The organism is Prauserella rugosa (assembly GCF_000719975.1).
Taxonomy (GTDB): Bacteria; Actinomycetota; Actinomycetes; order Mycobacteriales; family Pseudonocardiaceae; genus Prauserella; species Prauserella rugosa.
This window is the reverse complement of sequence record NZ_JOIJ01000033.1, coordinates 1-23,798: the sequence shown is the minus strand read 5'-3', so window position 1 is coordinate 23,798 and position 23,798 is coordinate 1. Positions and strand designations below refer to the sequence as shown.

Genomic DNA, 23,798 nt, shown 5'->3' with positions numbered 1-23,798 from the left:
AATCCGAGCCCATTGAGCGTCAGTGAGCACCGCAGAACGTGACATGCGATCAACAATCCCCCCTCTCACCACAGATCTTTAGGAGACACGCCCTAGGTGTCACGAGCCGGCCCGGACGATCCCAGCTCGGCCGGCAGCACGACGACGAAACGGGCGCCACCGGCCGACCCGGAATCGGCGAGTTGCAGACTCCCTCGGTGCAACGTCGCGATGTCCCGCGCCAAGGCCAGACCGAGACCGGCACCGCCCTGACCGCGCCCGCGAGCCGTGTCGACCCGTCCGAACCGCTCGAAGATGCGCTCGCGGTACTCCTCCGGAACGCCGGGGCCGTCGTCGCGGACCCCGAGCATTGCCTTTCCGTCCGATGTCGACAGTCGGACCTCGACACGGGTGGTGGCGTGCCGTTCTGCGTTGTCGAGGAGGTTCGTCAGCAACCGTCCCAGGTGACCGCGATGACCGCGGACGAAAACGGATCCGGCCACGTCCGCGGTCAGCTCCACCCGAGGCAGTGCGCGCCGCTCGACGACTTGACCGACGAGCGCGCTCAGATCCAGGGGCGCGGCCTCGTCGACGGTGTCTGCGTCGATTCTCGCCAGGGTGAGCAGATCGGACACGAGCCGGTCCAGCCGGTCGAGATCCTCCAGCGTCCCGGCGGCGAGCTTCGGCCAGTCGGCTCGCTCGGGATGCACCTGCGCGACCTCGAGGGGTGTGCGCACCGCGGCGAGGGGGCTGCGCAACTCGTGCGAGGCATCGGCGACGAACTGGCGTTGACGTCGGACGGATTCGTCGAGCCGGTCGAGGGTCTCATTGAGGGTCACCGCGAGCCGGGCAGGTGCGTCGTCCCCGCCGGGCACCGGCATTCTCCCTCGCAGGTCGTGTGCGGACAGTCGCGCGAACTCACTGCGGATCGCGTCGACCGGCCGCAGCGCCCGGCCGGTACTGAACCACGTCAGGGCGGCCACGACCGCCAACAACGCCGGAGCACCGATGAGCAGCGCTTTCGTCGCAGCGCTCGTCGCCCTGCTCACCGACTCGGTCGACGCGCTGGCCACCAGGGTCGTCGTTCCCTTCGGCGTGTCCACGGTGGTTTCGGCCATGCGGTACGGCTCGCCGCGCTCGACCGCGATCGCCGGGCGCACCTGTACCCGGCGCTCGCTTCCGGTGATGTCGACCGTGACTCCGGCAGGAAGGGCCTTCCCGCCCTGCACCGCACGGCTGGCGGTCTGGAGTCGCGAATCGAGTGCGGCGTCGAGCTCTTGCGTAAGCTTGGAGTCCAGATAGGACACAAGACCGAGTCCGACCGCGACGGTGGCCACCGCCACCACGACCGTCGCGCCGATGGTCGTCCGCGCGCGCACCGAGAGCCGGATTCGTTCACGCATCGTTGACCAGTTGATAGCCGTGACCACGCACCGTGCGAATGCTCCTGCGTCCGTACGGCACATCGATCTTTCTGCGGAGGGCGCTGATGTGGACCTCGATCAGGTTCGGCTCCGGCTGTTCGGCGAAGTCCCACCCACCTTCGAGCAGGCGGCGCTTCGACACGACCTGGCCACTCTGCGACGCCAGCATCTCCAGGAGCGTGAACTCCTTGCTCGTCAACGGGATCTCGTCCCCGGCACGCATGCAGGTCCGCGTCGCCGGATCGACCGCCAGGTCACCGACGTGGATCACCGGCGTACGTGCGGGCGCGCGCCGGACGACGTTGCGCAGCCGCGCGAGGAGCACGACGTACGAGAACGGTTTCGTGACGTAGTCGTCCGCACCCGCATCCAACGCCTCCGCCTCGTCGTACTCGCCGTCCTTGGCCGTGAGCATGATGATCGGCGTCGCGTTTCCCTCCGCGCGCAGCCGTGCGCACACCTTGTAGCCGTTCAACCCCGGCAACATGATGTCGAGCAGGATTGCGGCGTACTCGTGGTTCTCGGCGTACCAGAGCGCTTCGAGCCCGTCCCCGGTCACGTCGACCGACCAGCCCTCGGCGTTCAGTCCCGTCCGCAGCGCATCGGCCACGCGCGGTTCGTCCTCGACGATCAGTACCCGCATGACCGACAGCATCGCAGCCGAACCTGAAGCGAACTTCAGAATCGTTCAGCCTTCCTTCAGCGGGCCCCGGGCACTGTCGTCGACATCGCGGAAACGCCGCGGGAATCAGGAGGAAAGAACGTCATGCGCAATCGGATCGGCAAGAGGATGACGGTCGCCCTGCTCGCCGCGGGTGCGGTTGCACTCGGCGGCGCGGGCACCGCGCTCGCGACGAGCGACGAGACCCCGACGAACCCGCAGGACGAGAAGCGGGGCTCCGTCACTCAGCCCGATGGCTCGGCCCCGCCGAGCACGAGCCCGTCGGACGCGATCGCGGTCGAGAAGCTCCCCAACGGTGGGGTCGCCATCAAGAAGGTCGACCCCGACGAGGTCGAGCCGGGCACCGGCAGTAAGCCGGCGAAGCCGATGAAGTACCAGGACACGAAGCCCCTCGAGCGCGGCGACGACATCGACGCCGTGCCCGCCAAGTCGGCCGAGCCCACCGAGAAGCAGCAGTAACTGCGCCGGCGGCACGGGAGGGCCATCGGGGGTGTCCTCCCGTGCTTTCGCGTCGTCCAAGCTCGGGCGGCAAGGGGAGTTGCCGGTGCAGACCTCTCCGGTCAGCGGCGGCGATTCGGCTTCCACACCACCAGAGCGTTCTGCTGGCGGAAGGGCACGAGGTCCTTGCGATAGGAGGCGTGCACCGCGGCGGCCGCCTGTTCGGCCGCCGCGTACGCCGTGGACAGTTCCTCGGCGAGTTCGGTCACGCGGGCCTGCAACGCCTCGACCTGGTTCTCCAGCTCGATGATGCGTTTGACGCCCGCGAGGTTGACGCCCTCCTCCTGCGACAACCGCTGCACCTCGCGCAGCTGGGCGATGTCGCGCATGGAGTAACGCCTGCCGCCGCCGGACGTACGGCCGGGGGAGACGAGCCCCATCCGGTCGTAGGAACGCAACGTCTGCGCGTGCAGACCCGACAGCTGCGCCGCCACGGAGATCACGAAGACGGGCGTGTCCTCGTCCGCGCCGTGCGGCATTCCGAATCCCGGGGAACCTGAACCGAACATCACGCACCTCGATCGCGCAACAGCGCGGTGATCTCGGGTCGCGGATCGTGCTGTGCGACCGCGTCGGCGTACTTCTCCAGTGCTGCCCTCGCGTCGTCCTCGACCTTCGCGGGGACGACGACCTGCAGCGTAACCAAGAGATCACCCTGGGAGCCATCCCGTTTGGCGATTCCCTTGCCACGCACACGCAGCACGCGCCCGCTCGCCGTGCCCGCAGGCACGCGGACCGACACCTTCGAATCCAACGTCGGCACGCTGAGGGTCGTGCCGAGCGCGAGCTCGGTGAACTCGACGGGCACCGTGATGGTCAGATCGTTGCCGGAGCGGCCGAACACGTCGTCGGGCTTGACGTGCACCCGGACGAACAGATCGCCCGCGGGAGCACCGCCCCTGCCCGGTTCGCCCTGGCCGGCGAGCCGGATCTTCTGGCCGTTGTCGACGCCGGGCGGGATGCGCACGGTGAGGGTGCGCGTCCGGGTGGACACGCCCTCGCCGGAGCACTCCGGGCACGGATCGACGATCTGCTGACCGCGGCCACGGCACTCGGGGCACGGCTCGGAGAACGCGAACGCGCCCTGGTTCCTGGTGACGAGACCGGATCCCAAGCAGACCGAGCAGGTGCGCGGCGACGTTCCAGGCCGCGCGCCGTTGCCGCCGCACGTGCCGCACGTGGCCGGGCTCGACAGCCGCAACGGAAGGGTCGCGCCCTTCACCGCCTCGCTGAAGTCGATCCGCACGTCCGTCTCGACGTCACTGCCACGCTGGCCGCGCTGGGCTCCGCCCGCGGCTCCGGCTCCGCCGCGCCGGCCGAACAGATTGCCCAGCATGTCGCCGAGTCCGCCGAAACCGCCCGCCTGGGTGCCGCCCTGGCCGAAGATGTCGCCGAGGTCGAAACCACCGCCGGGACCGGCGCCGCCGCCACCGGGGAAGCCGCCGAAGCCGCCACCCGTGCGGCCGGAGCCGAACAGGGCACGTGCCTCGTCGTACTCCTTGCGTTTGTCCGGATCGGACAGTACGCCGTAGGCCTCGGAGACGGCCTTGAACTTCTTCTCCGCCTCGGCGTTGCCCGGGTTGGCGTCGGGGTGGTTCTCCCGCGCCAACTTCCGGTAGGCCTTCTTGATCTCGTCCGTGGAAGCGTCGGAGGAGACGCCCAGCTCACGGTAGAAGTCCTTGTCGAGCCACTCCCGAGCGCTCATCGGGCGTCTCCTCCTTTCCGCTTGTCGTCAGTTCTTCTGCTCATCGCTGTCGATGGGCAACTCGCCTTCGACCGGTGGGTCGATCGGATCCGCCTGTGCAGGCGCCTCGGACGCCGCCGGTGCCGCGTCGGCGGCAGGCTCGTGGTCGGTGACCGCCACGAGCGCGGGCCGCAGGACGCGGTCGCCGAACCGGTAGCCCCGCCGCAGCACGGTGGTGACCGTCGGCCCCGACACGTCGGGCGACGTGTCGTGCTGAACCGCCTCGTGCACGCTCGGGTCGAACTCGTCGCCCTCGGCGCCGAACGGTTCGAGGCCGGACTTCTCCAGCGCCTCGACGAGCTTGTCGGCAACCGACTTGAACGCGCCCGTCAGGTCACCGTGCTGGGCGGCCCGTTCGAGGTCGTCCAACAGCGGCAACAGATCGCCCACCAGCGACGCCTTGCCCGAGGCCGCGAGCTGCTCACGCTCCTTGTCGGCACGCCTGCGGTAGTTGGCGTACTCGGCCTGGACGCGCTGCAGGTCCGCGGTGCGTTCCTCGAGCTGCTTGGCCAGATCGGCCTCGACGGGCGAACCCGCCTCGGCCTCCTGACCCGCCTCGCCCTGAGCGGCCTGCTCCTGCCCGGGAGCGGATGCGCCCGCGCCGTCGGCGGGCGCATCCACGACCTCGGGCTGGTCGGCCCGCTCGGACCGGTCGCCCGCACGGACCTCACCGGTCTCCGGGTCGACCTTGCGGCGGTCCCGCACGACGACCGGTTCCTGCTCCTGCTGGTCGTTCTCGTCGCGCTCGGTCACTTCTTGTCGTCCTCATCGACGATCTCGGCGTCGACGACGTCGTCGTCGGCCTTGCCGGACCCGGCGTCACCACCGGCGGCACCCGCGCCGGCCGCACCGGCGTCGGCGCCCGCGGCACCCTCGGCACCGGTGTTGGCGTACAGCGCCTGGCCGAGCTCCTGCGAAGCCGTGTTCAGCTTCTCGACGGCCTCCTTGACCTTGGCGATGTCGTCGCCCTTCAGCGACTCCTTGGTCTCGTCGATGGCCGACTTGACCTTGCCCTTGAGCTCGTCGGACAGCTTGTCCTCGTTGTCGCTGACGAACTTCTCGGTCTGGTAGGCCAGCGTCTCCGCCTGGTTGCGGGTCTCGGCCTCCTCGCGGCGCTTCTGGTCCTCCTCGGCGTGCGCCTCGGCGTCCTTGACCATGCGGTCGATGTCCTCCTGCGGCAGCGCGGAGCCACCGGTGATGGTCATCGACTGCTCCTTGTTGGTGCCCAGGTCCTTCGCCGTGACGTGCACGATGCCGTTGGCGTCGATGTCGAACGAGACCTCGATCTGCGGCACGCCGCGCGGCGCGGGCGGCAGGCCCGTCAGCTCGAACATGCCGAGCTTCTTGTTGTGCGCGGCGATCTCGCGCTCACCCTGGAACACCTGGATCTGCACCGACGGCTGGTTGTCCTCGGCCGTGGAGAAGATCTCGGAGCGCTTGGTCGGGATGGTCGTGTTGCGCTCGATGAGCTTGGTGAACACGCCGCCCTTGGTCTCGATGCCCAGCGACAGCGGCGTGACGTCCAGCAGCAGGACGTCCTTGACCTCGCCCTTGAGCACACCGGCCTGCAGCGCGGCACCGACGGCGACGACCTCGTCCGGGTTGACGCCCTTGTTCGGCTCCTTGCCGCCGGTCAGCTCCTTGACCAGGTCGGTGACGGCAGGCATGCGAGTCGAACCACCGACCAGCACGACGTGGTCGATCTCGCCGACCGAGATGCCCGCGTCCCGCACGACGTTGTTGAACGGATTGCGCGTGCGCTCGAGCAGGTCGGACGTGATGCGCTGGAACTCGGCACGCGAGAGCGTCTCGTCGAGGAACAGCGGGTTCTTGTCCGCGTCGACCGTGATGTACGGCAGGTTGATGCTGGCGCTCGACGAGCTCGACAGCTCGATCTTCGCCTTCTCCGCGGCCTCCTTGATGCGCTGGAGAGCCATGCGGTCCTTGGTCAGGTCGATGCCGTTGGACGCCTTGAACTTGTCCACCAGCCAGTCGACGATGCGCTCGTCCCAGTCGTCGCCACCCAGGTTGTTGTCACCGCTGGTGGCGCGGACCTCGACGACACCCTCGCCGATCTCGAGCAGCGAGACGTCGAACGTACCGCCACCGAGGTCGAAGACCAGGATGGTCTGTTCCTTCTCGCCCTTGTCGAGGCCGTAGGCCAGCGCGGCCGCGGTCGGCTCGTTGACGATGCGCAGGACGTTCAGCCCCGCGATCTGGCCGGCCTCCTTCGTGGCCTGGCGCTGGGCGTCCTCGAAGTACGCCGGGACGGTGATGACCGCGTCGGTCACCTCGTCGCCCAGGTAGGCCTCGGCGTCGCGCTTGAGCTTCATCAGCACGCGCGCGCTGATCTCCTGGGCGGTGTAAGCCTTGTCGTCGACCTCGGTCTTCCAGTCGGTGCCCATGTGCCGCTTGACCGACCGGATCGTCCTGTCGACGTTGGTGACGGCCTGGTTCTTGGCAGGCTGCCCCGTGAGCACCTCGCCGTTCTTGGCGAAGGCGACGATGGACGGGGTGGTGCGGGAACCCTCCGAGTTGGCGATGACCGTCGGCTCACCGCCCTCGAGCACGGAAACGACCGAGTTGGTCGTACCAAGGTCGATGCCGACCGCTCGCGCCATGTGTCTTTCCCTCCTACTGATCCTGCGGATGCCCCTCCACTCGGTCTGGCACTCGGCCGGACCGCGGTCCACCGAGACCACCGAGACCTGAGCGGGGCTCACTCAAGTTCTAACGTGGGTGGCCGAGGTGCGTCAAACCAGACTTGAGTGACGCTTGCTCAACCTTTCTGCCAGAGTAACGGCCGACCAGCGGCGTTTGTTCCCGGGCAGCGGCCGATTTCCGGCTACCCGCACGTGTGCGCCCTAGTTCCGGAGGAGAGTCACGTCACCGCTGTTGGAGTCGAGCAGCAGCACGTTCGGCGCCTCCGGATCGCTACCGACCTCGAGTCGGCGCTCGCCACTGCCGGTGTCGCCCTCGACGCGGTAGTCGCCCCTGGGCACCGCCACCCGCAGGTCGCCGCTGCCCACCGACGCGGTGACGTCGCCGGGCTCGGCCAACTGCAGGTCGATCGCACCCGATCCGGCCTCCGCCTCGACCGAACCACGCAGCTCGCGGCCGGTCAGCGTGCCCGACCCGGCCTCGGCGACGACCGCGCCGTCGACGTCGTGGAACTCGGCACTGCCCGATCCGACGTCGAGCCGCACGTCCCCCGTGATCTCGGCGAGCCGCACGTCTCCGGAGCCCGCCTCCACGTCGACCGACGACACCCCGTTCGCCGACAGCGACCCCGACCCGAGTTCCCCCGAGACCGCCAGCCCGCGCGGCACGATCACCTCGTGGTCGACCTCGCACCACCACGCGTCGCACCGCTCGAGGCGAAGCACCGAGTCGTCGACCGTGTGGGTCTCCGACGGCTCGCTCCAGCGGTACGACAGCTTCTCGACCACGGTGACCCGGTCGACGTCGCCGACCCGGACCGTCACGTCCCCCGATCCGGTGGCGAGTTCGATGCGGTCGACGTCGGCGAACGTCGACGTGCGTTCCGCGTGCTCCGAGTCGAACGTCCCCAGTGCGATGACGACGCCCAATCCGACGAGCACCGCTCCGCCGACCGCCAGGCCGGGGCGTTGCACCACTGAGCGTCCCATCCGTCAATCCCCTCAGTTCTCGTCTGCGAGAACCGTAGGCCGACCCCCGCCCCACCGGTATTGGGGACAACCCCCGTTTCTCCGCGCCCAGACTCAGGGAGACCCTGATCGCAGGCGGGGTCGGTGGTGCGGGTCGGGGGGCCGGGTCGGCACTGACGGCGCGCGCACGGCTGCCTACCCTCGGGGTTGCATCAAGTCGCAGTCGCACAATGCAGCCGATCCGCGAGGAGCGTGAGATGGCCGACGCGCCGTTCAACTTCAATCCGTACGACTTTCTGCCGCAGGTGCCGTCCTTCGACCTGCGCAGCGACGACGTCGCCGACGGCGAGACCCTGCCGACACCACAGCTGTCGGGCCTGTTCGGTGCGGGCGGCGAGGACAAGTCGCCGCACCTGGCGTGGTCCGGCTTCCCGGAGGGGACCAAGAGCTTCGTCGTCACGTGCTACGACCCGGACGCGCCGACGGTCAGCGGTTTCTGGCACTGGGCGGTGTTCAACATCCCGGCTTCGGTGACCGAACTGCCGACGGGCGCGGGTGACCCGAGCGGCGCGAACCTGCCCGACGGCGCGAAGATGCTCACCGGCGACGGTGGCGTGCGGCAGTTCCTCGGTGCCGCGCCGCCTCCCGGACACGGTCCGCACCGCTACATGTTCGGCGTGCACGCGCTCGACGTCGAGTCCCTCGACATCCCGGAGGAGGCCCGCCCGGCGTTCCTCCAGTTCAACATGTTCGGCCACACCCTCGGCCGTGCGATCATCACGCCGGTCTACGAGAACAAGGGCTGACGCACCGTGTTGCGCTCCCCGGGGCCCGTGTCGCGGCCCCGGGGACCCGTGTTGCGTCTCCAGGGGCCCGTGTTGCGTTCCCAGGGGCCCGTGTTGCGGTTCTGGGAGCTTGTGTTGCGAATCCCGGGGCACGGCCGCCGACCCACGTGCCGCACCCACCGGCAACGCACACCGGACAACATCGCGCGGTCCGGCGGGTTCCACGGCGCGACTCGACAGCCTCCGTGTTACTGACCCGAATACGGCCGGGAACACAGGTCACAGACGCAGGACTACACCAACGCGTCATCCGGCGGCGCAACACCGACCTCCTCGACCCGCAACACGCATCCCCGAATCCGCAACACGGGTCCCTAAACCCGCGACACGAGCTCCCGAAGGCGCGACACGCACCCCGGAATCCGCGACACGGGTCCCCGAAAGCGCAACACGCGCACCCAGACCCGCAACACGCGCATACGTGCGCGAACCGGTCAGCGGGGGTTCAGGAGGTAGTCGACCACCGGGCGGAGTTCCTCCGCAGTGGGCGGTTCGTCGTCGATGAGGCCCTGGATGAGCAGGCCGTCGATGCCGGCGAGGAACACGCGGAACGCCACCTCGTCGTCGTGGCGCACCATCGACGTCAGCACATCGAGCCACCGCCGCGCCGCGGGACGCAGCTCCGGCTTCCTCGCGGCGAGCAGGTACAGCTCGTACTCGGCCATCGTGCGGCCCCGCTTCGGCCCGAGCGCCTCGGCCAGCAGTTTCGCGATCTCCTCGGCACCGCGACCACGCCCGTGCGAGCGCGCGCGGTCGATCATCCAGTACACCTCGGTGGCCATGTCGCGCGCGCACTCGATCAGCGTCGCCACGAGCAGGTCGTCGAGCGTCGCGAAGTGGTAGGTGGTCGACGTCGTGGGCACGCCGGCCTCCGCGGCCACGGTTCGGTGTGTCACGCCGGTGACCCCGTCGCGTTCGATCACGCGCAGGGTCGCCTCGATGATCTCGGTGCGCCGCTTCTCCCCGCGCGCCTTCCTGCCGTCGACCTGCCGTTTCACGTCGATCGCCCCAGTTCGAGCAGGACGACACCGCCGATCACGAGCACGAGGCCGAACGCCATCGTGAGGTTCATCGGCTCACCGAGGAACGCCGCGCCGATCAGCGCCACGAGGGCGACGCCGGCTGCCGCCCAGATCGCGTAGGCGACACCGACGGGAAGTCCGTTCTTCAACGCCTGCCCCAGCAGCAGGAACGCGGTCACGTAGCCGACGACGACCACCACCGAGGGGGCGACCTTGGTGAATCCCTCCGACAATTTCAACGACACGGTGCCGGCGACCTCGGCAAGGATCGCCCCGGCGATCAACACGTATGCGCTCACAACAGCCAAACTACCTGAACGTGCGTCCCATTAGTGGCGAGGTTTCTGCCACATCAGTGGGACTTGGGCGTCTCCAATCCATTACTCCTCAGTAGGAAGAGATACGCTCCCGTCACCCACCACGAAGACCGAACCGAAAGGCCCGATCATGGGTGCACTGCAGATCACGCTCGGCGTGATCGGCGTTGCCGTCAGCATTGTCGCTTGGGGTGTGTTCGTCGCTGCCGTCGTCCGGCAGGTGCGCATCATCCGACTCGGGCAGCCTGACAGCACGCGAAACGGACCGCCGGCGGCGCGTCTGAAGACGCTCATCAAGGAGTTCGCCGCCCACACGCGGATGAACAAGTTCCGCCACGTCGGGCCATGGCACTGGCTCGTGATGTGGGGCTTCCTGCTGGGCTCGCTCGCGCTGTTCGAGGCGTACGGCGAGATCTTCGACCCGCACTTCGCCTGGCCGATCATCGGCCACTGGGCGCCGTGGCAGCTGCTGCTGGAGCTCCTGGGTATCGGCACCGTGGTCGGCGGTATCGCGTTGGCGATCATCCGGCAGGCCAACCACCCGCGGCGCGCCGACCGGCAGTCGCGATTCGCCGGTTCGAACTTCGCGGCGGCCTACTTCGTCGAGGCCGTGGTGATCATCGAGGGTCTCGGCATCCTCGGCGTCAAGGCGTTCAAGATCTCCAGCGGCATCGAGGACCCGGCCCTGTGGTCGAGCTTCGTGACGCAGCCGCTCGCGCAGATCCTGCCGAGCGCCACCGCGGCCGTGTCGATCATGGCGCTCGTCAAGCTGCTGTCGGGCATGATCTGGCTGGTCGTGGTCGGCCGGAACCTGACGATGGGTGTCGCCTGGCACCGGTTCAGCGCGTTCTTCAACATCTACTTCAAGCGCGAGGACGACGGCGGCGTCGCGCTGGGCAGGCTCAAGCCGATGATGAGCGGGGGCAAGCCGCTCGACTTCGAGGAGGCCGACCCGGAGAAGGACGTCTTCGGCGCGGGCCAGATCGAGGACTTCAGCTGGAAGGGCTGGCTCGACTTCTCCACGTGCACCGAGTGCGGTCGCTGCCAGTCGCAGTGCCCCGCGTGGAACACGGGCAAGCCGCTCTCACCGAAGCTGCTGATCACGCAGCTGCGCGACCACGCCTACGCCAAGGCGCCGTACCTGCTGGCCGGCGGCAAGAAGGACATGGCTGGGGACGAGGTCGGTCTGACCGGCGACGACCCGCACGCCGGCATCGACGTGCTGGCGCTGGCCGAGTCGGAGCGCGCGCTGGTGGGCGACGCGGAAGCCGGCGGCGTCATCGACCCGGACATGCTGTGGTCGTGCACCAGCTGTGGTGCGTGTGTCGAGCAGTGCCCGGTCGACATCGAGCACGTCGACCACATCGTCGACATGCGCCGCTACCAGGTGATGATCGAGTCGAACTTCCCGACCGAGCTCAACGCCCTGTTCAAGAACCTGGAGAACAAGGGCAACCCGTGGGGTCAGAACGCCAAGGACCGGATGGCCTGGGCCGATGACCTCGACTTCGAGGTGCCGGAGTTCGACGGCGAGTTCGGCGACACCGAGTACCTGTTCTGGGTCGGCTGCGCCGGCGCGTTCGAGGACCGTGCGAAGAAGACGACGCGTGCGGTGGCCGAGCTGCTGCACATCGCGGGCGTCAAGTACAAGGTGCTCGGCCCGGAGGAAACGTGCACCGGTGACCCGGCTCGCCGCGCGGGCAACGAGTTCGTGTTCCAGATGCTCGCGCAGCAGAACGTCGAGGTGCTGAACTCGGTGTTCGAGGATGTCGAGCCGGCGAAGCGCAAGATCGTCGTCACGTGTGCGCACTGCTTCAACACGCTCGCCAACGAGTACCCGGATCTCGGCGGCAACTACGAGGTCGTGCACCACACCCAGCTGCTCAACCGCCTGGTGCGGGAGAAGAGGCTGACGCCGATGGCCCCGGTCGCCGAGGACATCACCTACCACGACCCGTGCTTCCTCGGCCGCCACAACCAGGTGTACGAGGCGCCGCGTGAGCTGGTCGGCGCGGCGGGCGCGAACCTGCGCGAGATGCCGCGGCACGCCGACCGTGCGATGTGCTGCGGCGCGGGCGGTGCGCGCATGTGGATGGAGGAGCAGATCGGCAAGCGGATCAACGTCGAGCGCGTCGACGAGGCGCTCGGCACCGCTCCGTCGAAGATCGCCACGGGTTGCCCGTTCTGCCGCGTGATGCTCACCGACGGAGTCACGTCGCGGCAGAGCGACGGCAAGGCGAGCGAGGAGCTCGAGGTCGTCGACGTCTCGCAGCTGCTGCTGTCCGCCGTCAAGCGCGGCGACAAGCAGCCTGCCGCGGTGGGCGCGTCGGCGGAGAAGGGCGGCGAGGCCGAGCCGGACGGCAAGGCCGACGTCGCCACGAACACCGACGAGGCGTAACGCCACCCGGCGAACGCACACGAACGCAGACGGGCGCCGCTTCCGGAGCTTCCGGAGCTTCCGGGGGCGGCGCCCGCTGCATGTTGCGGCCGACTCGCCGATTTAACGTCGCCGCAATACCGGCCCCATCGCCGCTGTCCACAATCGCCGTCGGGCGCGCGAAGCAGCACCGCCCCCTGGAGCAGCCGCTTCCGGCGAGGACACCAGCACCGACCGTGCGAGGCGAGGGCGTGGGTCATGCATCCCCCGAACGAACCGGCGAGACCGGAGCACAGCGACGACGGCGTCGGCAGATCCGGTGCCAGATTCCCCTCCGCGAAGAGACGGGAGGCGTTCGAGGCCGAACCCGATCCCCAGCCGCCCGAGTCACAGCTGCCCGAATCACAGCCGCCTGAACCGGACGAGCGGCTCCCAGGCGGATCCGGGGCGCGGTTTCCCTCCGCGAAGGCGCTGGAACGGATCGAACGCGCCGAACGCAAGGCAGCCGAGAAGCAGGCTGCGAAACAGGCAAAGAAACAGCACCGGCGCACCGCCGACACGGACAAGGCGGATCGGTCGAGGGTTGGCAGGGCAGGTGCGCGATTCCCGTCCGCGGCCGCGCTGGAGCGCTACGAGGAGGAGTCCCCAGCTCCCCCGGACCCGCCGTCCGCCGAAGCGCTTCCTCCCGCACCCACCGAACCGCCCCGCACGCCGTCTGCCGGGCCGTCCCGCTCCACACCAGCCGAGACGGATCCCGACGCCGAGCCGTACGACCCGCTCGAGGAGAACCGTCTGCGGGTGCGGCCGTACGTCATCACGCGGGGGCGCACCGAGGTGCGGGGTGATCTGGCGATCGAGGCGATGGTGACGGTGAATCCGGGCGGCCCGTGGGCGCGGGAGCGCGGCAACACCGACTACCAGGCGGTGCGCCGGACCTGCAGTGAGCCACGGTCGGTGGCCGAGGTGGCCGCGCTCATGTCGGTGCCGCTGGGCGTGGCCAGGGTGCTGCTGAGCGACCTCGCGGGCGCCGACATGGTGCGCATCCACGCCGAGTCGGTGTCCGGAGACGAACGACCGGGGTACGCGCTGATGCAACGGGTGTTGGCAGGGCTGCACCGCCTGTGAGCAGGCTGCGGTGAACGACGCCGGACGCCGAACGGAGGGGCCGGCCGTGCTCTCCGGCCCCTCCGCCGGGTCAGGCGCGACCCAGTCGCAAGAGGACGGACTCGCCGGGCGCGTCGTCGAGGCCGTCGTTGTCGACCGCACCGACGAGGCGATCGTCGGCTGTCACCGCGAGCCCTTCCGGCTTGTCGGCGATGACCCCGCCGCCCGCTTCGAGCGCGGGCAGCAGGTCGCGCGACTGCCGTTTACGCAGCACCGGTTTCGGCTCCCCGGCGGGCACGGGATCGACCGTCGAGATGTCGACCTCGTAGACCTTCTTGGTCCGGGCGTTCTCGCCGCGCTGGTTGTCGCGTTCGAGCACGAGCAGGCGTCCGTCGCCGAGCGGGGTCAGCTCGGAAACGCCGATCCAGCCGTTCTCCGGCGCATCGTCCAGCGGGTAGGCGGCGAACGCCCACCGCCCGGTCGCCGGCGTGTACCTGGCGAGCGTGGTGCGTCCCGGCTCGTCACCTGCCCACTCGCGCTGCACGGCGACCCATACGTGGTCGCCGGAGCCGGCCACGCCCTCGAACCCGTACTTCGTCGCGCCCTCGGCGACCGCGGCCGGCAACGGGATCTCCCTGCGTACCGCGCCGTCGGGGCCGACGTCGACGAGCAGGTTGCGGGTGGCCGCGTCCGGGTCGCCCTCGATCGCGAGCCAGTACCCGCCGTCGCCGCGGGCGGCGATGCCCTCGATGTCGTAGGCCGCAGGCTCGCCGTCCCGCGTGATCGGCAACTCGCCGGTCACGCGGGCGGGATACGAGGCGGTGTCGACGGTGAGCACGCGACTCGGCGTGTACGCGTCGTCGGTCACGGCCACGACCTCGCCGGGCTCGCCGGGGACTCCGGAAAGCCCTGAGAGCGCACCGAATCCGATGCCGTCGGAGACGATCGAGGGCGCGCCCTGGTTCCTGGCGAGCGATGCGGCGAGGGGCTTGCGCGTCAACTGGTACCGGCTGAGCGACGAGCGCACGTTGCTGTCGGCGGCGTCCTCCTCCGCGGAGACGACGAGGCCGCCCTGCTGCGGCACGGGCAACACGCCCTCGGGTGCGACGCCGGTGGGCAGGCCCTGCACCAGTTTCGGCCGTCGCGGATCGTCCACGTTGTACACCGCGACGAGGTTGGCGCGTTCGAGCGCGACGAATGCGTAGCGGTGCTTGCCGTACGTCGCGACGGCAAGTCCTTCCGGTTCCACACCCCTGTCCTCGGCGCGGTGCTCCGGGTACTGCCCGTACGAGATGGCGAGGTCCTCGAGCTCGGAACCCGAGCTGTGGACAACGTCGCCGGTACGGGCGTCGAACGCGGTCCACGTGCGGGTGCCGCCCTGGTAGTCGCCTTCGTCGGCGGTGGCGAGTGTGTCGTCGTCGAGCCAGCCGACCGAGTCCGGTTCGCGGGGCGCCGTGACGGCGCCGTCGCGCTCGATGCGGCCGTTGGCGGTGGTGTCGACGCCGCGAACGGTCGCCGTGCCCGCACTGAAATCGCTGCGCACCCGCCCGGTCTCGAGGTCGACGACCACGATGTGGTTGTTCTCCTGCAACGTCACGGCCACCTCGCCTCGCCCGTTGATCGAGACGTACTCGGGCTCGGGATCGCTCGGCGCGACGTCGGCGAGCCCCGTCAGCTCGGTCTTGCGCACCTGCCAGTCCGCGGGCAAACCGTCGAGGTCGACGATGTCGAGGAACCCGGCCGGTTGCTGCGGGATCGCTCCGTCGTCGAGCTCCTCGTCGCGCTCGTTCTCGATGGCGACCGCGGCATGCCTGCCGTCGGGCGAGACGTCGACGGAGTCGGGCTGGCCGCCGAGGTCGTGGCTCGCGACGACGGACCGCGTGTCGAGGTCGACGACCCGGAGCACGCCGGACGGTTCCGGATAGCTCTTCGACGTGTTCACGGCGACCAGTGCGAACCCGCCGACGATGTCGACCGACGTCGGCTCACCCGGCATTTCGAGGGTGCCCGCCGGCCGGACCGTGCCGCGTCGCGCGAGGTCGGCGAAGCCGATGCGCTCGCCGGGCGAATCGGTGTACACCACGGTGCGGCCGTCCGGAGTGACGGCCGAGATCTCGGCTGCGGTCTCCTGGTCGGGCGAGGAGTTCTCGTGAACGGGCATCGTGGCCGTGCGCACGAAGTGCTCACCGGCGTGGGCGGGAACGCCGTCCGCGGCGGGACTCGCCGTGGCGGTCGGCCCGGAGGTGGCGGTCAGCGCCGAAGTCGCGGTCGGCCCGGAGGTGGCGGTCAGCGCCACGACAGCCAGACAGGTGAGGAGTCGGGTTCTGTTTCGCACCGATGGTTTCTAGCCCGTCCGGATGTTGTCGGGCTGAACACGACGAGAACGCCGCATGCCGATGTCGGTGCTCGCGCGGCGTTGTCCTCGAGTGACCGGTGAACGCGGCCCATCGACGCGGTCCACCCGCGCGGCCGATGGACGCCTGAGCGTTGTCCACACGCAGACCCTTGCCACAAGGTGTGAATGCTGGTTCACTTCTTGCATGGTGTACCGGCGCACCCCGAAGGTTCAGGCACGCATGGAATCGCAGCGGGCCGCGATCCTCGATGCGGCGGTCGAACTGCTCGCCACGCACGGCTACGGCGGCTGTTCCGTCGCCGCGGTCGCCGAACGCGCGGGTGTCGCCACCGGCAGCGTCTACCGGCATTTCCCGAGCAAGGGCGAACTGGTCGCCGAACTGTTCCGGCAGCTCGTCACGCGTGAGGTCGAGGCGGTCGAGCAGGCGTCCGAGCGTCCCGGGTCGGCGGCCGAGCGCGTGATCGCCGTGATCGACACCTTCGCCGCACGTGCCCTCAAGGCGCCGCGGCTGGCCTACGCCCTGCTCGCCGAACCCGTCGATCCGCCGGTCGAGGCCGAACGCATCGTGTTCCGCCGCGCCTTCCGTGACGTCGTCGCCGCCCGGATCGCCGAGGGCGTGCGCGAGGGAACCCTGCCGGCCCAGCACGCCCCGCTCACGGCCGCCGCGATCGTCGGCGCCGTGGCCGAGGTCATGATCGGCCCGTTGACCTCGGGCGGCGAGGACGACGTCGGCGAACTCGCCACCTTCACCCTTCGAGCCCTAGGAGCATCCGATGCCGGCCACCCATGACGTGACCAACCAGGTGCCGGAGCTGTCCGGCCACGACGTCGCAGACGACCCGACGCTGCTCGAGGCACTCCAGAGGGAGGGCGCGGGCTGGGCAGCCGAGGAGGTGCACGAGCTCGGCAGGCTCACGGGCAGTCCACACGTGCAGGAGTGGGGACGGCTCGTCAACGAGAACCCTCCCGTGCTGCGCACCCACGACCGCGTCGGCCACCGCATCGACGAGGTCGAGTTCCACCCGCACTGGCACGACCTGATGGACGTCGCCGTCTCGCGCGGACTGCACGCCGCGCCCTGGCGGGATTCCCGGCCCGGCGCGCACGTGGCGCGGGCGGCCAAGTTCTACGTGTGGAGCCAGAACGAGGCGGGCCATACCTGCCCGATCTCGATGACGTACTCGGCCGTGCCGACGCTGCGGCACAGTCCGGAACTGGCAGACGTCTACGAGCCGCTGCTCGCGGCGCGCGAGTACGACTTCGGCCTTCGCGTGCCCACCGGCAAACGCGGACTCATCGCGGGCATGTCGATGACCGAGAAGCAGGGCGGTTCCGACGTCCGCGCCAACACGACCAGCGCGACGCCGACCGGCGACGGAACGTACGCGTTGACGGGGCACAAGTGGTTCACGTCGGCGCCGATGTCGGACGTGTTCCTCACGCTCGCGCAGGCGCCGGGCGGCCTGTCGTGTTTCCTGTTGCCGCGGGTACTGCCGGACGGTTCGCGTAACCCGATCCACCTGCAGCGGCTCAAGGACAAGCTCGGCAACAGGTCGAACGCCTCCGCCGAGATCGAGTACGACGGCGCGATCGGCTGGCTGGTCGGCGAGGAGGGCAGGGGCGTCCGGACGATCATCGAGATGGTGTCGAACACGCGCCTGGACTGCGCCGTCGGTGGCGCGGCCGGTATGCGGTACGGCACCGTGCGGGCAGCGCATCACGCGCGGAACCGGCAGGCGTTCGGCAAGCTGCTCGCCGATCAGTCGGCGATGGCGAACGTCCTGGCGGACCTGGCGGTCGAGTCGGAGGCGGCAACGCTGGTGGCGATGCGGCTCGCCGGTGCCGGTGACCGCGCGGCCACCGACGAGCAGGAGGCCGCGTTCCGCAGGCTCGCGCTCGCGGTCACGAAGTACTGGGTGTGCAAGCGGGCTCCCGCGCATGCGGCGGAGGCACTGGAATGCCTCGGCGGCAACGGTTACGTCGAGGAGTCGGGCATGCCACGGCTGTTCCGGGAGTCTCCGTTGTCGTCGATCTGGGAGGGTTCCGGCAACGTCGCGGCGTTGGACACGCTGCGCGCGATGGCGAAACAACCGGACTCGGTGGACGCCCTGTTCGCCGAACTCGACGCCGCATCCGGTGTGGACGGACGACTGGACGAGGCGATCGCGGGCGTGCGCAAGGAACTCGCGGACACGTCCGATGTGGAGTATCGCGCGCGCAGGCTGGTGGAACGGATCGCGCTCGTGTTGCAGGGCTCGTTGCTGGTGCGCCACGGCGACGAGGCGGTCGCCGACGCGTTCTGCGCCTCGCGTCTCGCCGGCGACTGGGGCGTGGCGTTCGGAACGCTGCCGAAGGGCGTCGACACGCGCAGGATCCTGAACCGGATCACCCCTGCGGGGTGAGCTACGGGGTGAGCTGCGGTCAGTAGCCGAGGTCGAGCGTCCAGTACCAGCCGTCCTCGTCGAGCCCTGCGCCCATCGCGGCGACGTCGCAGTCGGTGATGTTGGCGTTGTGCGCGGGCTGGGCCATCCAGTTGTCGACGACGGCGCGTGCCGAGGTCACCCCCATGGCGAGGTTCTCGGCGGCGGGGTCGTCGTAGCCGTGGTCCTCGACGCGCTCCTCGAACGAGGTGCCGTCCGACGAGGAGTGCGAGAGCCTGCGGTTGTCGGCCATGTCGCTGCTGTGCGCCTGTGCCGCGTCGTCGAGCGCAGGGTCGGTGGCGGCCGCCTCGCAGCCCGCGGCGATGCGTTCCTCGTTGACGTAGCGCAGCAGTTCGGCGAGCGGATCCTCGTCGGGCTCGGCGGACGTCGTGGTGGTGGGCGAGGGGCTGGACGGCTCGCCGGTGTCGGAGCCAGGCCCGGACGTGGCAGGCGCCGACGTCGTGGTGGGCGTGGGACTGTCGGACGTCGTCGGCGCGGCGCTGGTGGAGTCGGCCGGCTCGACGGGGGTGGTGGTCGGCACGTCGCCGGGGGTGGACACCGACGAGGTGGCCGGCTCCGGGTCGGCGGTCGATTCGGTCGTCGGCTCGGCGGAACCGCCGCCGGGGGTGGGCCCGCCCGGGTCGTCGCGATGGAGGCTGGCTCCGGGCCCGGCTGCCGAGGTGGCGTCCCCCGAGTCGGGCTGGATCCACAGCAGATGGCTGCCCACGGCGATCGCCACGCCCACGAGCACGCTCACCAGAACGAGCGCGCCACGGGAACGGGGGATCGGGGTAGCCACGGCCGGGCAAGCTACCACCAACGAGTGAGTTATTGGACCGTTATGTGAGCGGGATCAGTCCGACGGAGCAGAGCGTCACGGAAGGTCAACGGGCGGTGTCGACCCGGTCGAAGTTGCGGTACGCCCTGCTCGGCGTGGGGCCGCGCTGCCCCTGATACTTGGAGCCGGCCTCGCTGGAGCCGTAGGGGTGTTCGGCGGCGCTGGTCAGCCGGAACAGGCACAGCTGGCCGATCTTCATGCCGGGCCACAGCGTGATGGGCAGGTTGGCCACGTTCGACAGCTCGAGCGTGATGTGCCCGTCGAACCCGGGGTCGATGAAGCCGGCGGTCGAGTGCGTCAGCAGTCCGAGGCGGCCGAGGGAGGACTTGCCCTCGAGGCGTCCTGCCAGGTCGTCGGGCAGGGTGAACAGTTCGAACGTCGAGCCGAGCACGAACTCCCCGGGGTGCAGCACGAACGCTTCGCCCTCGGTCTTCTCGACCAGCGAGGTGAGCTCGTCCTGCTGCAACGACGGGTCGATGTGGGTGTACTTCGTGTTGTCGAAGACGCGGAAGAACCGGTCGAGGCGCACATCGATGCTCGACGGCTGGAGCATCTGCGGGCCGTAGGGGTCGACCTTGAGCCGGCCTGCGTCGAGCTCTTTGCGGAGGTCGCGGTCACTGAGCAGCACGCGCCCACCCTAGCCGGGAGGTGTTCCCGCCGCGGTGTGCATGTGCCGTGCGTAGGTGCGGTCGAGCGGGAACACGGCGCCGAGCCTGCGTGCGTACTGTGTGCGTTCGACCCGGCCGACCTGTTCCTGCAGCGCAGTGGCCCCCGGCAGCCATCGGCGGACGGTTTCGCCCGCGAAGTTGACGGCCGCTCCGGCCAGCACCGCACCCTGGGCGATCGGGTCGTCGGGCAGGCCGAGGAAGTCGGAGTTGTCCTTGCCGAGGACGATCCGGCTCACCGATCCGTGGAGGCGCAGCGACAGCCGGCCGAGGATCTTGCCGACGTTGCCCCTTCCCGCACCGACCTGCGCGTGGGTGGCGAGCAGAGCGGCCGCGAGGCGCCGGGAGTCGTCGTCGGGGGTGAACTCGCTGGTGGCGAGCAGCCAGAGCAGGCGCCAGGAGTCGTCCTCGGTTGCGGGCAGGAGCTGTTCGTCGACGCCCATGAGCCAGCCGGCGTAGCGCCAGAGGTGGTGGATGTCGGCGCGCTCGCGATCGGTGTAGCGAACGCCGAGCAGTTGCATGCCGACGACGTAGACGAGGGAGAACAGCAGCAGTGTGCCGACGGTCTGGACCTGGTTGACGGGCCGGTCCCAGGCGTCGTAGTCCCAGTCGTCGCGGCGGTTCATGGCGGCACGGACGTGGGCGTGCACGAGGCGGACGCGCAGGGCGGAGGCGTAGCCGTTCTCGTGGGTGCGCAGCGCGCCGGGAGTGGTGACGTCGAGCCACCAGGTGGTGGTCTCGACGAGGCGCCGGGCGGCCATGTCCTCGACGAGCGCGCCGGTGCCGACGAGCGGTTTGGTGGCGCGGGAGGCCAGATAGCCGCCCATGAGGGACATGTCAGCGAGGGGGAAGAGGCCGAGCAGGCCGGTGCGGACGATGGCGCGAGCGCCGGATTCGAGGCGGTCGTGGTCGACCCAGTACGGGGTGGCTTCGGCGTGGCGGAAGAAGGTGACGAGTTCCGGAGGCGGATCGTCGAGGCTGTCGATGCCGTCGCTGAGGGCGCGTTCGAAGAGGGCGCGCCCTTCGCCGCGGGGAAGGCGTTCGACGAGGGAGACGAGGTCGTCGGCGAGAGGATCGCCGGCCTGGGCGTAGGTGCGGAGGCTGTCGAGCTGCCTGCGGGTGCCGCGGACGTCGCCGGGGGCGTACAGGTGGGTCGCCAGGCGGAAACCGCCGGTGCGCAGGAGCTCCGGATCGGGAAGCCGCTCGTCGACGCTCATCGCATGCTCCTTCGCACGGACCGCTACACCGTGACAACAAGTGTTGTCACATGCGGGACATGCGTCAAGCGGAGGAGGAAGTGCAGGGGGTGCAGGGGGTGCGTCGACGAGCGCGAGGAACGTTGTAAGATCGGACACCGACATGCGGATGTAGTTCAATGGTAGAACATCAGCTTCCCAAGCTGAGAACGCGGGTTCGATTCCCGTCATCCGCTCCACGCGCGAAGGCCCAGGTCAGAAGCCATCCACTTCGGACCTGGGCCTTCGTTGTGCCGGGGCCGAGTGAGCTGGCCTACAACACTCACGGGCCATTGCCGGCGGACGTCTCGCGGTGTCGCAGATCGAGGCAGTGGAGGTCGTGACCGATACGCGGGACCCGACCGACGAGCTACTACAGCGCGTTCATGAGCACTCGCCCCACGGACCGAACGGCTCGGAGCATGGTCGAGGTAACCGATTCGCAGTACCCGGCCGATCCGCACCGTCCTCAACTTCCACACCCCACTCAAGCCCTGGAGCGACGAACAGTGACCCGACGAGTTTCGATCATCACCGCGGCTTACGCGCCGAAGGCCGACTACCTCGACGAGGCGATGAGCAGCGTGCTCGCCCAGGAGATGCCCCACAGGTGGGAGTACGAATGGCTCGTCCAGGAGGACGGCACCGAACCGCAGCTCGCCGACAAGTTCGCCGACATCCCGAACGTTCATTACGCGGCGAACCACGCACAGGCAGGCGCCGCAGTGGGCCGTAACTTCGCTCTCGCGCGCGCAACAGGCGAACTGGTGCAGGTGCTCGACCATGACGACGTACTCCTCCCGCACGCCCTGCGCACCCTCATCCCGCACTTCGACAACCCCCAGGTGGGGTGGGCATGCGGCCAGGCCGACGACCTACTCCCCGACGGCACACGCACGAGCTATGAGTCCGCGATGCCGTTCGGAACCATCGACGCCGGAGCAGTCAACTCCTGGGCCATCGACCACGACGCCAACTGGCCCGTGCACTGCGCAGCGCTGATGCTGCGCACCGACCTCGTCCGAGCCGCCGGCGGCTGGGCAGCCTCACCGATCGACGAGGACATCATCATGTTCTCCGCCCTGTCCGAACTCTCGGCCGGCTACAACGACGAAACGATCACCTGGCTGTACCGGATCCACGACCAGCAGACACACAAGACCGACACGTCCAGGCTGCACAGCCAGACCGGCCGGACCATCGCCCTTCAGCGCATCCAGGCCCTCTCCCGCGTCGGCCTGAACGTCAACGGCCAGCCGACACCAGTGCGCAACTTCGAAGCACAAGCCGGCGACGCCGCGAAGTACAACGTCGCACCCGGCACGACGTGGTGGAAGTGACCGGCGACAGCGACCCGCAGCCAGCTAGTTGGCTCTGCGCGCAGCCGACAGAGCGTTGTACATCAGCACGATCTCTGTGAAGCGCTCCCAGGCCGCGTGCCGGTCAGCCGGAAGCTGAGCCCGCATTTCATCCAGGACCGGCGCGAGCGCGGCCCGCTTCTTGTCGGGGACCTCGATCTCCAGCTTGTCGAGTTCCTCGCCCCACTTGAAGAAGGCTTCAAAGGCAGCCGCGTCGAACTTGCCGTCCTGGATGACCTGCATCAGCTCCACAGAAGATCAGCCCTTCGGGACGCGTGGCTCGGCCGCCTCCACCAAATCGTTGGCCATCTCGCAAGCCTTGGTCTCCTCCACACCGGTGACCTGGATATCCACGCGAGAGGTCTCACTAACTCCAATCGCGATCGTGCACCCGTGGGGAGACGCCGCCCGCGCGTACTCGCGGCCGCCTTCGCTCGTATGGTCCACGCCGTAGCCGAGGTCGTTCATGTCTTGAACTCCGCCGTTCTCGCGGATAGCAACCGACGAAGTCGGAACAAGCTGAGCGCTATCTCCCGCGTCCCCAGCCCACGAACACGTGCGCGCGGTACCGACCGTCTTCGACTCAGGCGCACTCGCCTTGACGGGCCCGTGCTTCGTGACGTCCTCCTCACGAAGCACAGAGCAAGGGTCCAGGCCAGCCAAAGGACTACTACTCGTCGGCGAGGTCTCCTGCACGGAGCTGGAACCCGCCGCCGACGGTGTTTGTTGCCCACCGTCGGCCTCCGGCGTGCCACCCACACCATTCGAGCAGGCGACAAGACCGAAGGCGCCCGCCGCAACGAGCGGCAACGCCGCACGTGTCAAACGCATTGGGAGTGCTCCTAAGCGTTGCCGTTGAAAGTACTCTTCTGCTGCTCCTCCGCCTCGCGGTAGTTGTCCTCCGCGATCTTCAGAGCTTGCTCCGAATCCCGGAGGATGGTTCGAAGCTGCCTAAGCATAGGAAGGACGCCCTGTGGCCCGTCTGCGCTCTGTTGGACATGCGCGGCGACCTGCTTCGCATAAGGGCCTGAACCGAGCTGGGGCTCCTGTGCAAGGTCTGTCGCTTCGTCCAGGATGTTGCCGACGTCGTTCTGCGCCTCGATCAAAGCATCCCGGATCGGCTTCGCCGCGTTCTCACTAACACGGAACCCGCCGCTCTTCGCCGACTCCAGGAGCGCGCCCGACTGCTGCTCAGCATCCGCCATCAGCTGAGTCCCGCATAGTGGTGTGGCGCGGTCGCCGGGATCGTCTACGAGGTGTTGTGGACGTGGGTGCGGCCACCGCGTGATCCTTCGAGTCAACCTT

23 protein-coding genes and 1 tRNA gene are annotated in these 23,798 nt (G+C 69.1%); 8 read left to right on the top strand and 16 right to left on the bottom strand.

Annotated features, from left to right (window positions below):
- Positions 1-92: 92 nt before the first annotated feature.
- Complete coding sequence (locus IF64_RS0123950) at positions 93-1,382, bottom strand: sensor histidine kinase (RefSeq protein WP_030534438.1); 1,290 nt, start codon at positions 1,380-1,382, stop codon at positions 93-95.
- Positions 1,375-2,046: a response regulator transcription factor gene (locus IF64_RS0123945; RefSeq protein WP_030534437.1), complete on the bottom strand. Its 672-nt coding sequence runs from the start codon at positions 2,044-2,046 to the stop codon at positions 1,375-1,377. Before IF64_RS0123945 ends, IF64_RS0123950 begins: the two co-directional genes overlap by 8 nt.
- A 123-nt stretch (positions 2,047-2,169) precedes the next feature.
- Between IF64_RS0123945 and IF64_RS0123940 the strand changes: the two genes are divergently transcribed.
- Positions 2,170-2,544, top strand: a complete 375-nt coding sequence (locus IF64_RS0123940; RefSeq protein WP_030534436.1) for a hypothetical protein — start codon at positions 2,170-2,172, stop codon at positions 2,542-2,544.
- Between the two features lie 101 nt (positions 2,545-2,645).
- On the opposite strand, the gene IF64_RS0123935 is transcribed toward IF64_RS0123940, so the two are convergent.
- The 5 genes from IF64_RS0123935 to IF64_RS0123910 all read right to left on the bottom strand — a co-directional run bounded on the left by IF64_RS0123935 (position 2,646) and on the right by IF64_RS0123910 (position 7,977).
- Positions 2,646-3,092: a heat shock protein transcriptional repressor HspR gene (locus tag IF64_RS0123935; RefSeq protein WP_030534435.1), complete on the bottom strand. Its 447-nt coding sequence runs from the start codon at positions 3,090-3,092 to the stop codon at positions 2,646-2,648.
- A complete protein-coding gene (gene dnaJ, locus IF64_RS0123930) occupies positions 3,092-4,288 on the bottom strand; it encodes a molecular chaperone DnaJ (protein WP_030534434.1) in 1,197 nt (398 codons plus the stop codon). The genes IF64_RS0123935 and dnaJ overlap by 1 nt, the downstream gene beginning before the upstream one ends.
- Before the next feature lie 27 nt (positions 4,289-4,315).
- The gene (gene grpE, locus IF64_RS0123925; RefSeq protein ID WP_030534433.1) at positions 4,316-5,080 is read right to left on the bottom strand and encodes a nucleotide exchange factor GrpE; all 765 of its coding nucleotides are present in this window, start codon (positions 5,078-5,080) and stop codon (positions 4,316-4,318) included.
- A complete protein-coding gene (gene dnaK / locus IF64_RS0123920; protein WP_030534432.1) occupies positions 5,077-6,948 on the bottom strand; it encodes a molecular chaperone DnaK in 1,872 nt (623 codons plus the stop codon). Before dnaK ends, grpE begins: the two co-directional genes overlap by 4 nt.
- A gap of 243 nt (positions 6,949-7,191) precedes the next feature.
- Positions 7,192-7,977: a DUF4097 family beta strand repeat-containing protein gene (locus tag IF64_RS0123910; protein ID WP_084706072.1), complete on the bottom strand. Its 786-nt coding sequence runs from the start codon at positions 7,975-7,977 to the stop codon at positions 7,192-7,194.
- 236 nt (positions 7,978-8,213) lie between these two features.
- Here IF64_RS0123910 and IF64_RS0123905 point away from each other — a divergent pair, with 236 nt between their 5' ends.
- Positions 8,214-8,762 carry a YbhB/YbcL family Raf kinase inhibitor-like protein gene (locus tag IF64_RS0123905; protein WP_030534430.1) on the top strand — a complete coding sequence of 183 codons (549 nt, stop codon included), beginning with the start codon at positions 8,214-8,216 and terminating at the stop codon, positions 8,760-8,762.
- A 473-nt stretch (positions 8,763-9,235) separates the two neighbouring features.
- On the opposite strand, the gene IF64_RS0123900 is transcribed toward IF64_RS0123905, so the two are convergent.
- On the bottom strand, positions 9,236-9,799 hold the full coding sequence (locus tag IF64_RS0123900; RefSeq protein WP_030534429.1) for a TetR/AcrR family transcriptional regulator: 564 nt from the start codon (positions 9,797-9,799) through the stop codon (positions 9,236-9,238).
- Positions 9,796-10,122, bottom strand: coding sequence for a DMT family transporter (locus IF64_RS0123895; RefSeq protein WP_030534428.1), 327 nt, complete (start codon positions 10,120-10,122; stop codon positions 9,796-9,798). The genes IF64_RS0123900 and IF64_RS0123895 overlap by 4 nt, the downstream gene beginning before the upstream one ends.
- A 148-nt stretch (positions 10,123-10,270) precedes the next feature.
- Between IF64_RS0123895 and IF64_RS0123890 the strand changes: the two genes are divergently transcribed.
- Together IF64_RS0123890 and IF64_RS0123885 are read left to right on the top strand one after the other, a co-directional pair.
- Positions 10,271-12,538, top strand: coding sequence for a (Fe-S)-binding protein (locus IF64_RS0123890; protein ID WP_030534427.1), 2,268 nt, complete (start codon positions 10,271-10,273; stop codon positions 12,536-12,538).
- 237 nt (positions 12,539-12,775) lie between these two features.
- Positions 12,776-13,642, top strand: a complete 867-nt coding sequence (locus IF64_RS0123885; RefSeq protein WP_051758123.1) for a DUF742 domain-containing protein — start codon at positions 12,776-12,778, stop codon at positions 13,640-13,642.
- Between the two features lie 70 nt (positions 13,643-13,712).
- Here IF64_RS0123885 and IF64_RS0123880 read toward each other — a convergent pair whose 3' ends face one another.
- Complete coding sequence (locus IF64_RS0123880) at positions 13,713-15,956, bottom strand: esterase-like activity of phytase family protein (RefSeq protein ID WP_211252658.1); 2,244 nt, start codon at positions 15,954-15,956, stop codon at positions 13,713-13,715.
- Between the two features lie 205 nt (positions 15,957-16,161).
- On the opposite strand from IF64_RS0123880, the gene IF64_RS0123875 reads away from it, so the two are divergent.
- Together IF64_RS0123875 and IF64_RS0123870 are read left to right on the top strand one after the other, a co-directional pair.
- Positions 16,162-16,767: a TetR/AcrR family transcriptional regulator gene (locus IF64_RS0123875; protein WP_030534424.1), complete on the top strand. Its 606-nt coding sequence runs from the start codon at positions 16,162-16,164 to the stop codon at positions 16,765-16,767.
- Positions 16,751-18,379: an acyl-CoA dehydrogenase family protein gene (locus tag IF64_RS0123870; protein WP_030534423.1), complete on the top strand. Its 1,629-nt coding sequence runs from the start codon at positions 16,751-16,753 to the stop codon at positions 18,377-18,379. The genes IF64_RS0123875 and IF64_RS0123870 overlap by 17 nt, the downstream gene beginning before the upstream one ends.
- 19 nt (positions 18,380-18,398) lie before the next feature.
- Here the strand turns inward: IF64_RS0123870 and IF64_RS0123865 are convergent, their stop codons facing one another.
- The 3 genes from IF64_RS0123865 to IF64_RS0123855 all read right to left on the bottom strand — a co-directional run bounded on the left by IF64_RS0123865 (position 18,399) and on the right by IF64_RS0123855 (position 21,117).
- A complete protein-coding gene (locus IF64_RS0123865) occupies positions 18,399-19,196 on the bottom strand; it encodes a CAP domain-containing protein (RefSeq protein WP_036877783.1) in 798 nt (265 codons plus the stop codon).
- 85 nt (positions 19,197-19,281) lie between these two features.
- The gene (dcd, locus tag IF64_RS0123860; RefSeq protein WP_030534421.1) at positions 19,282-19,863 is read right to left on the bottom strand and encodes a dCTP deaminase; all 582 of its coding nucleotides are present in this window, start codon (positions 19,861-19,863) and stop codon (positions 19,282-19,284) included.
- A 9-nt stretch (positions 19,864-19,872) separates the two neighbouring features.
- The gene (locus IF64_RS0123855; protein WP_030534420.1) at positions 19,873-21,117 is read right to left on the bottom strand and encodes an oxygenase MpaB family protein; all 1,245 of its coding nucleotides are present in this window, start codon (positions 21,115-21,117) and stop codon (positions 19,873-19,875) included.
- Between the two features lie 144 nt (positions 21,118-21,261).
- On the opposite strand from IF64_RS0123855, the gene IF64_RS0123850 reads away from it, so the two are divergent.
- Positions 21,262-21,335: transfer RNA gene (locus tag IF64_RS0123850), tRNA-Gly, on the top strand.
- A gap of 309 nt (positions 21,336-21,644) precedes the next feature.
- Positions 21,645-22,475 (top strand): glycosyltransferase family 2 protein, encoded by an 831-nt coding sequence (locus tag IF64_RS0123845; RefSeq protein WP_030534419.1) that lies wholly within the window; start codon positions 21,645-21,647, stop codon positions 22,473-22,475.
- Between the two features lie 24 nt (positions 22,476-22,499).
- Here the strand turns inward: IF64_RS0123845 and IF64_RS0123840 are convergent, their stop codons facing one another.
- The 3 genes from IF64_RS0123840 to IF64_RS0123830 are packed head-to-tail and all read right to left on the bottom strand — an operon-like array spanning position 22,500 to position 23,698.
- A complete protein-coding gene (locus tag IF64_RS0123840; RefSeq protein WP_145600529.1) occupies positions 22,500-22,736 on the bottom strand; it encodes a hypothetical protein in 237 nt (78 codons plus the stop codon).
- Between the two features lie 15 nt (positions 22,737-22,751).
- On the bottom strand, positions 22,752-23,324 hold the full coding sequence (locus tag IF64_RS26820) for a DUF3558 domain-containing protein (protein ID WP_084706071.1): 573 nt from the start codon (positions 23,322-23,324) through the stop codon (positions 22,752-22,754).
- Between the two features lie 11 nt (positions 23,325-23,335).
- On the bottom strand, positions 23,336-23,698 hold the full coding sequence (locus IF64_RS0123830) for a hypothetical protein (protein WP_036877780.1): 363 nt from the start codon (positions 23,696-23,698) through the stop codon (positions 23,336-23,338).
- Positions 23,699-23,798 lie beyond the last annotated feature (100 nt).

What these genes read in the sequence shown, in the direction of transcription:
- IF64_RS0123950 (WP_030534438.1), bottom strand. Translation starts at nt 1,382, where the DNA reads ATGCGTGAACGAATCCGGCTCTCGGTGCGCGCGCGGACGACCATCGGC.
- IF64_RS0123945 (WP_030534437.1), bottom strand. Translation starts at nt 2,046, where the DNA reads ATGCGGGTACTGATCGTCGAGGACGAACCGCGCGTGGCCGATGCGCTG.
- IF64_RS0123940 (WP_030534436.1), top strand. Translation starts at nt 2,170, where the DNA reads ATGCGCAATCGGATCGGCAAGAGGATGACGGTCGCCCTGCTCGCCGCG.
- IF64_RS0123935 (WP_030534435.1), bottom strand. Translation starts at nt 3,092, where the DNA reads ATGTTCGGTTCAGGTTCCCCGGGATTCGGAATGCCGCACGGCGCGGAC.
- dnaJ (WP_030534434.1), bottom strand. Translation starts at nt 4,288, where the DNA reads ATGAGCGCTCGGGAGTGGCTCGACAAGGACTTCTACCGTGAGCTGGGC.
- dnaK (WP_030534432.1), bottom strand. Translation starts at nt 6,948, where the DNA reads ATGGCGCGAGCGGTCGGCATCGACCTTGGTACGACCAACTCGGTCGTT.
- IF64_RS0123910 (WP_084706072.1), bottom strand. Translation starts at nt 7,977, where the DNA reads ATGGGACGCTCAGTGGTGCAACGCCCCGGCCTGGCGGTCGGCGGAGCG.
- IF64_RS0123905 (WP_030534430.1), top strand. Translation starts at nt 8,214, where the DNA reads ATGGCCGACGCGCCGTTCAACTTCAATCCGTACGACTTTCTGCCGCAG.
- IF64_RS0123890 (WP_030534427.1), top strand. Translation starts at nt 10,271, where the DNA reads ATGGGTGCACTGCAGATCACGCTCGGCGTGATCGGCGTTGCCGTCAGC.
- IF64_RS0123885 (WP_051758123.1), top strand. Translation starts at nt 12,776, where the DNA reads ATGCATCCCCCGAACGAACCGGCGAGACCGGAGCACAGCGACGACGGC.
- IF64_RS0123875 (WP_030534424.1), top strand. Translation starts at nt 16,162, where the DNA reads ATGGTGTACCGGCGCACCCCGAAGGTTCAGGCACGCATGGAATCGCAG.
- IF64_RS0123870 (WP_030534423.1), top strand. Translation starts at nt 16,751, where the DNA reads ATGCCGGCCACCCATGACGTGACCAACCAGGTGCCGGAGCTGTCCGGC.
- IF64_RS0123855 (WP_030534420.1), bottom strand. Translation starts at nt 21,117, where the DNA reads ATGAGCGTCGACGAGCGGCTTCCCGATCCGGAGCTCCTGCGCACCGGC.
- IF64_RS0123840 (WP_145600529.1), bottom strand. Translation starts at nt 22,736, where the DNA reads ATGCAGGTCATCCAGGACGGCAAGTTCGACGCGGCTGCCTTTGAAGCC.
- IF64_RS26820 (WP_084706071.1), bottom strand. Translation starts at nt 23,324, where the DNA reads ATGCGTTTGACACGTGCGGCGTTGCCGCTCGTTGCGGCGGGCGCCTTC.
- IF64_RS0123830 (WP_036877780.1), bottom strand. Translation starts at nt 23,698, where the DNA reads ATGGCGGATGCTGAGCAGCAGTCGGGCGCGCTCCTGGAGTCGGCGAAG.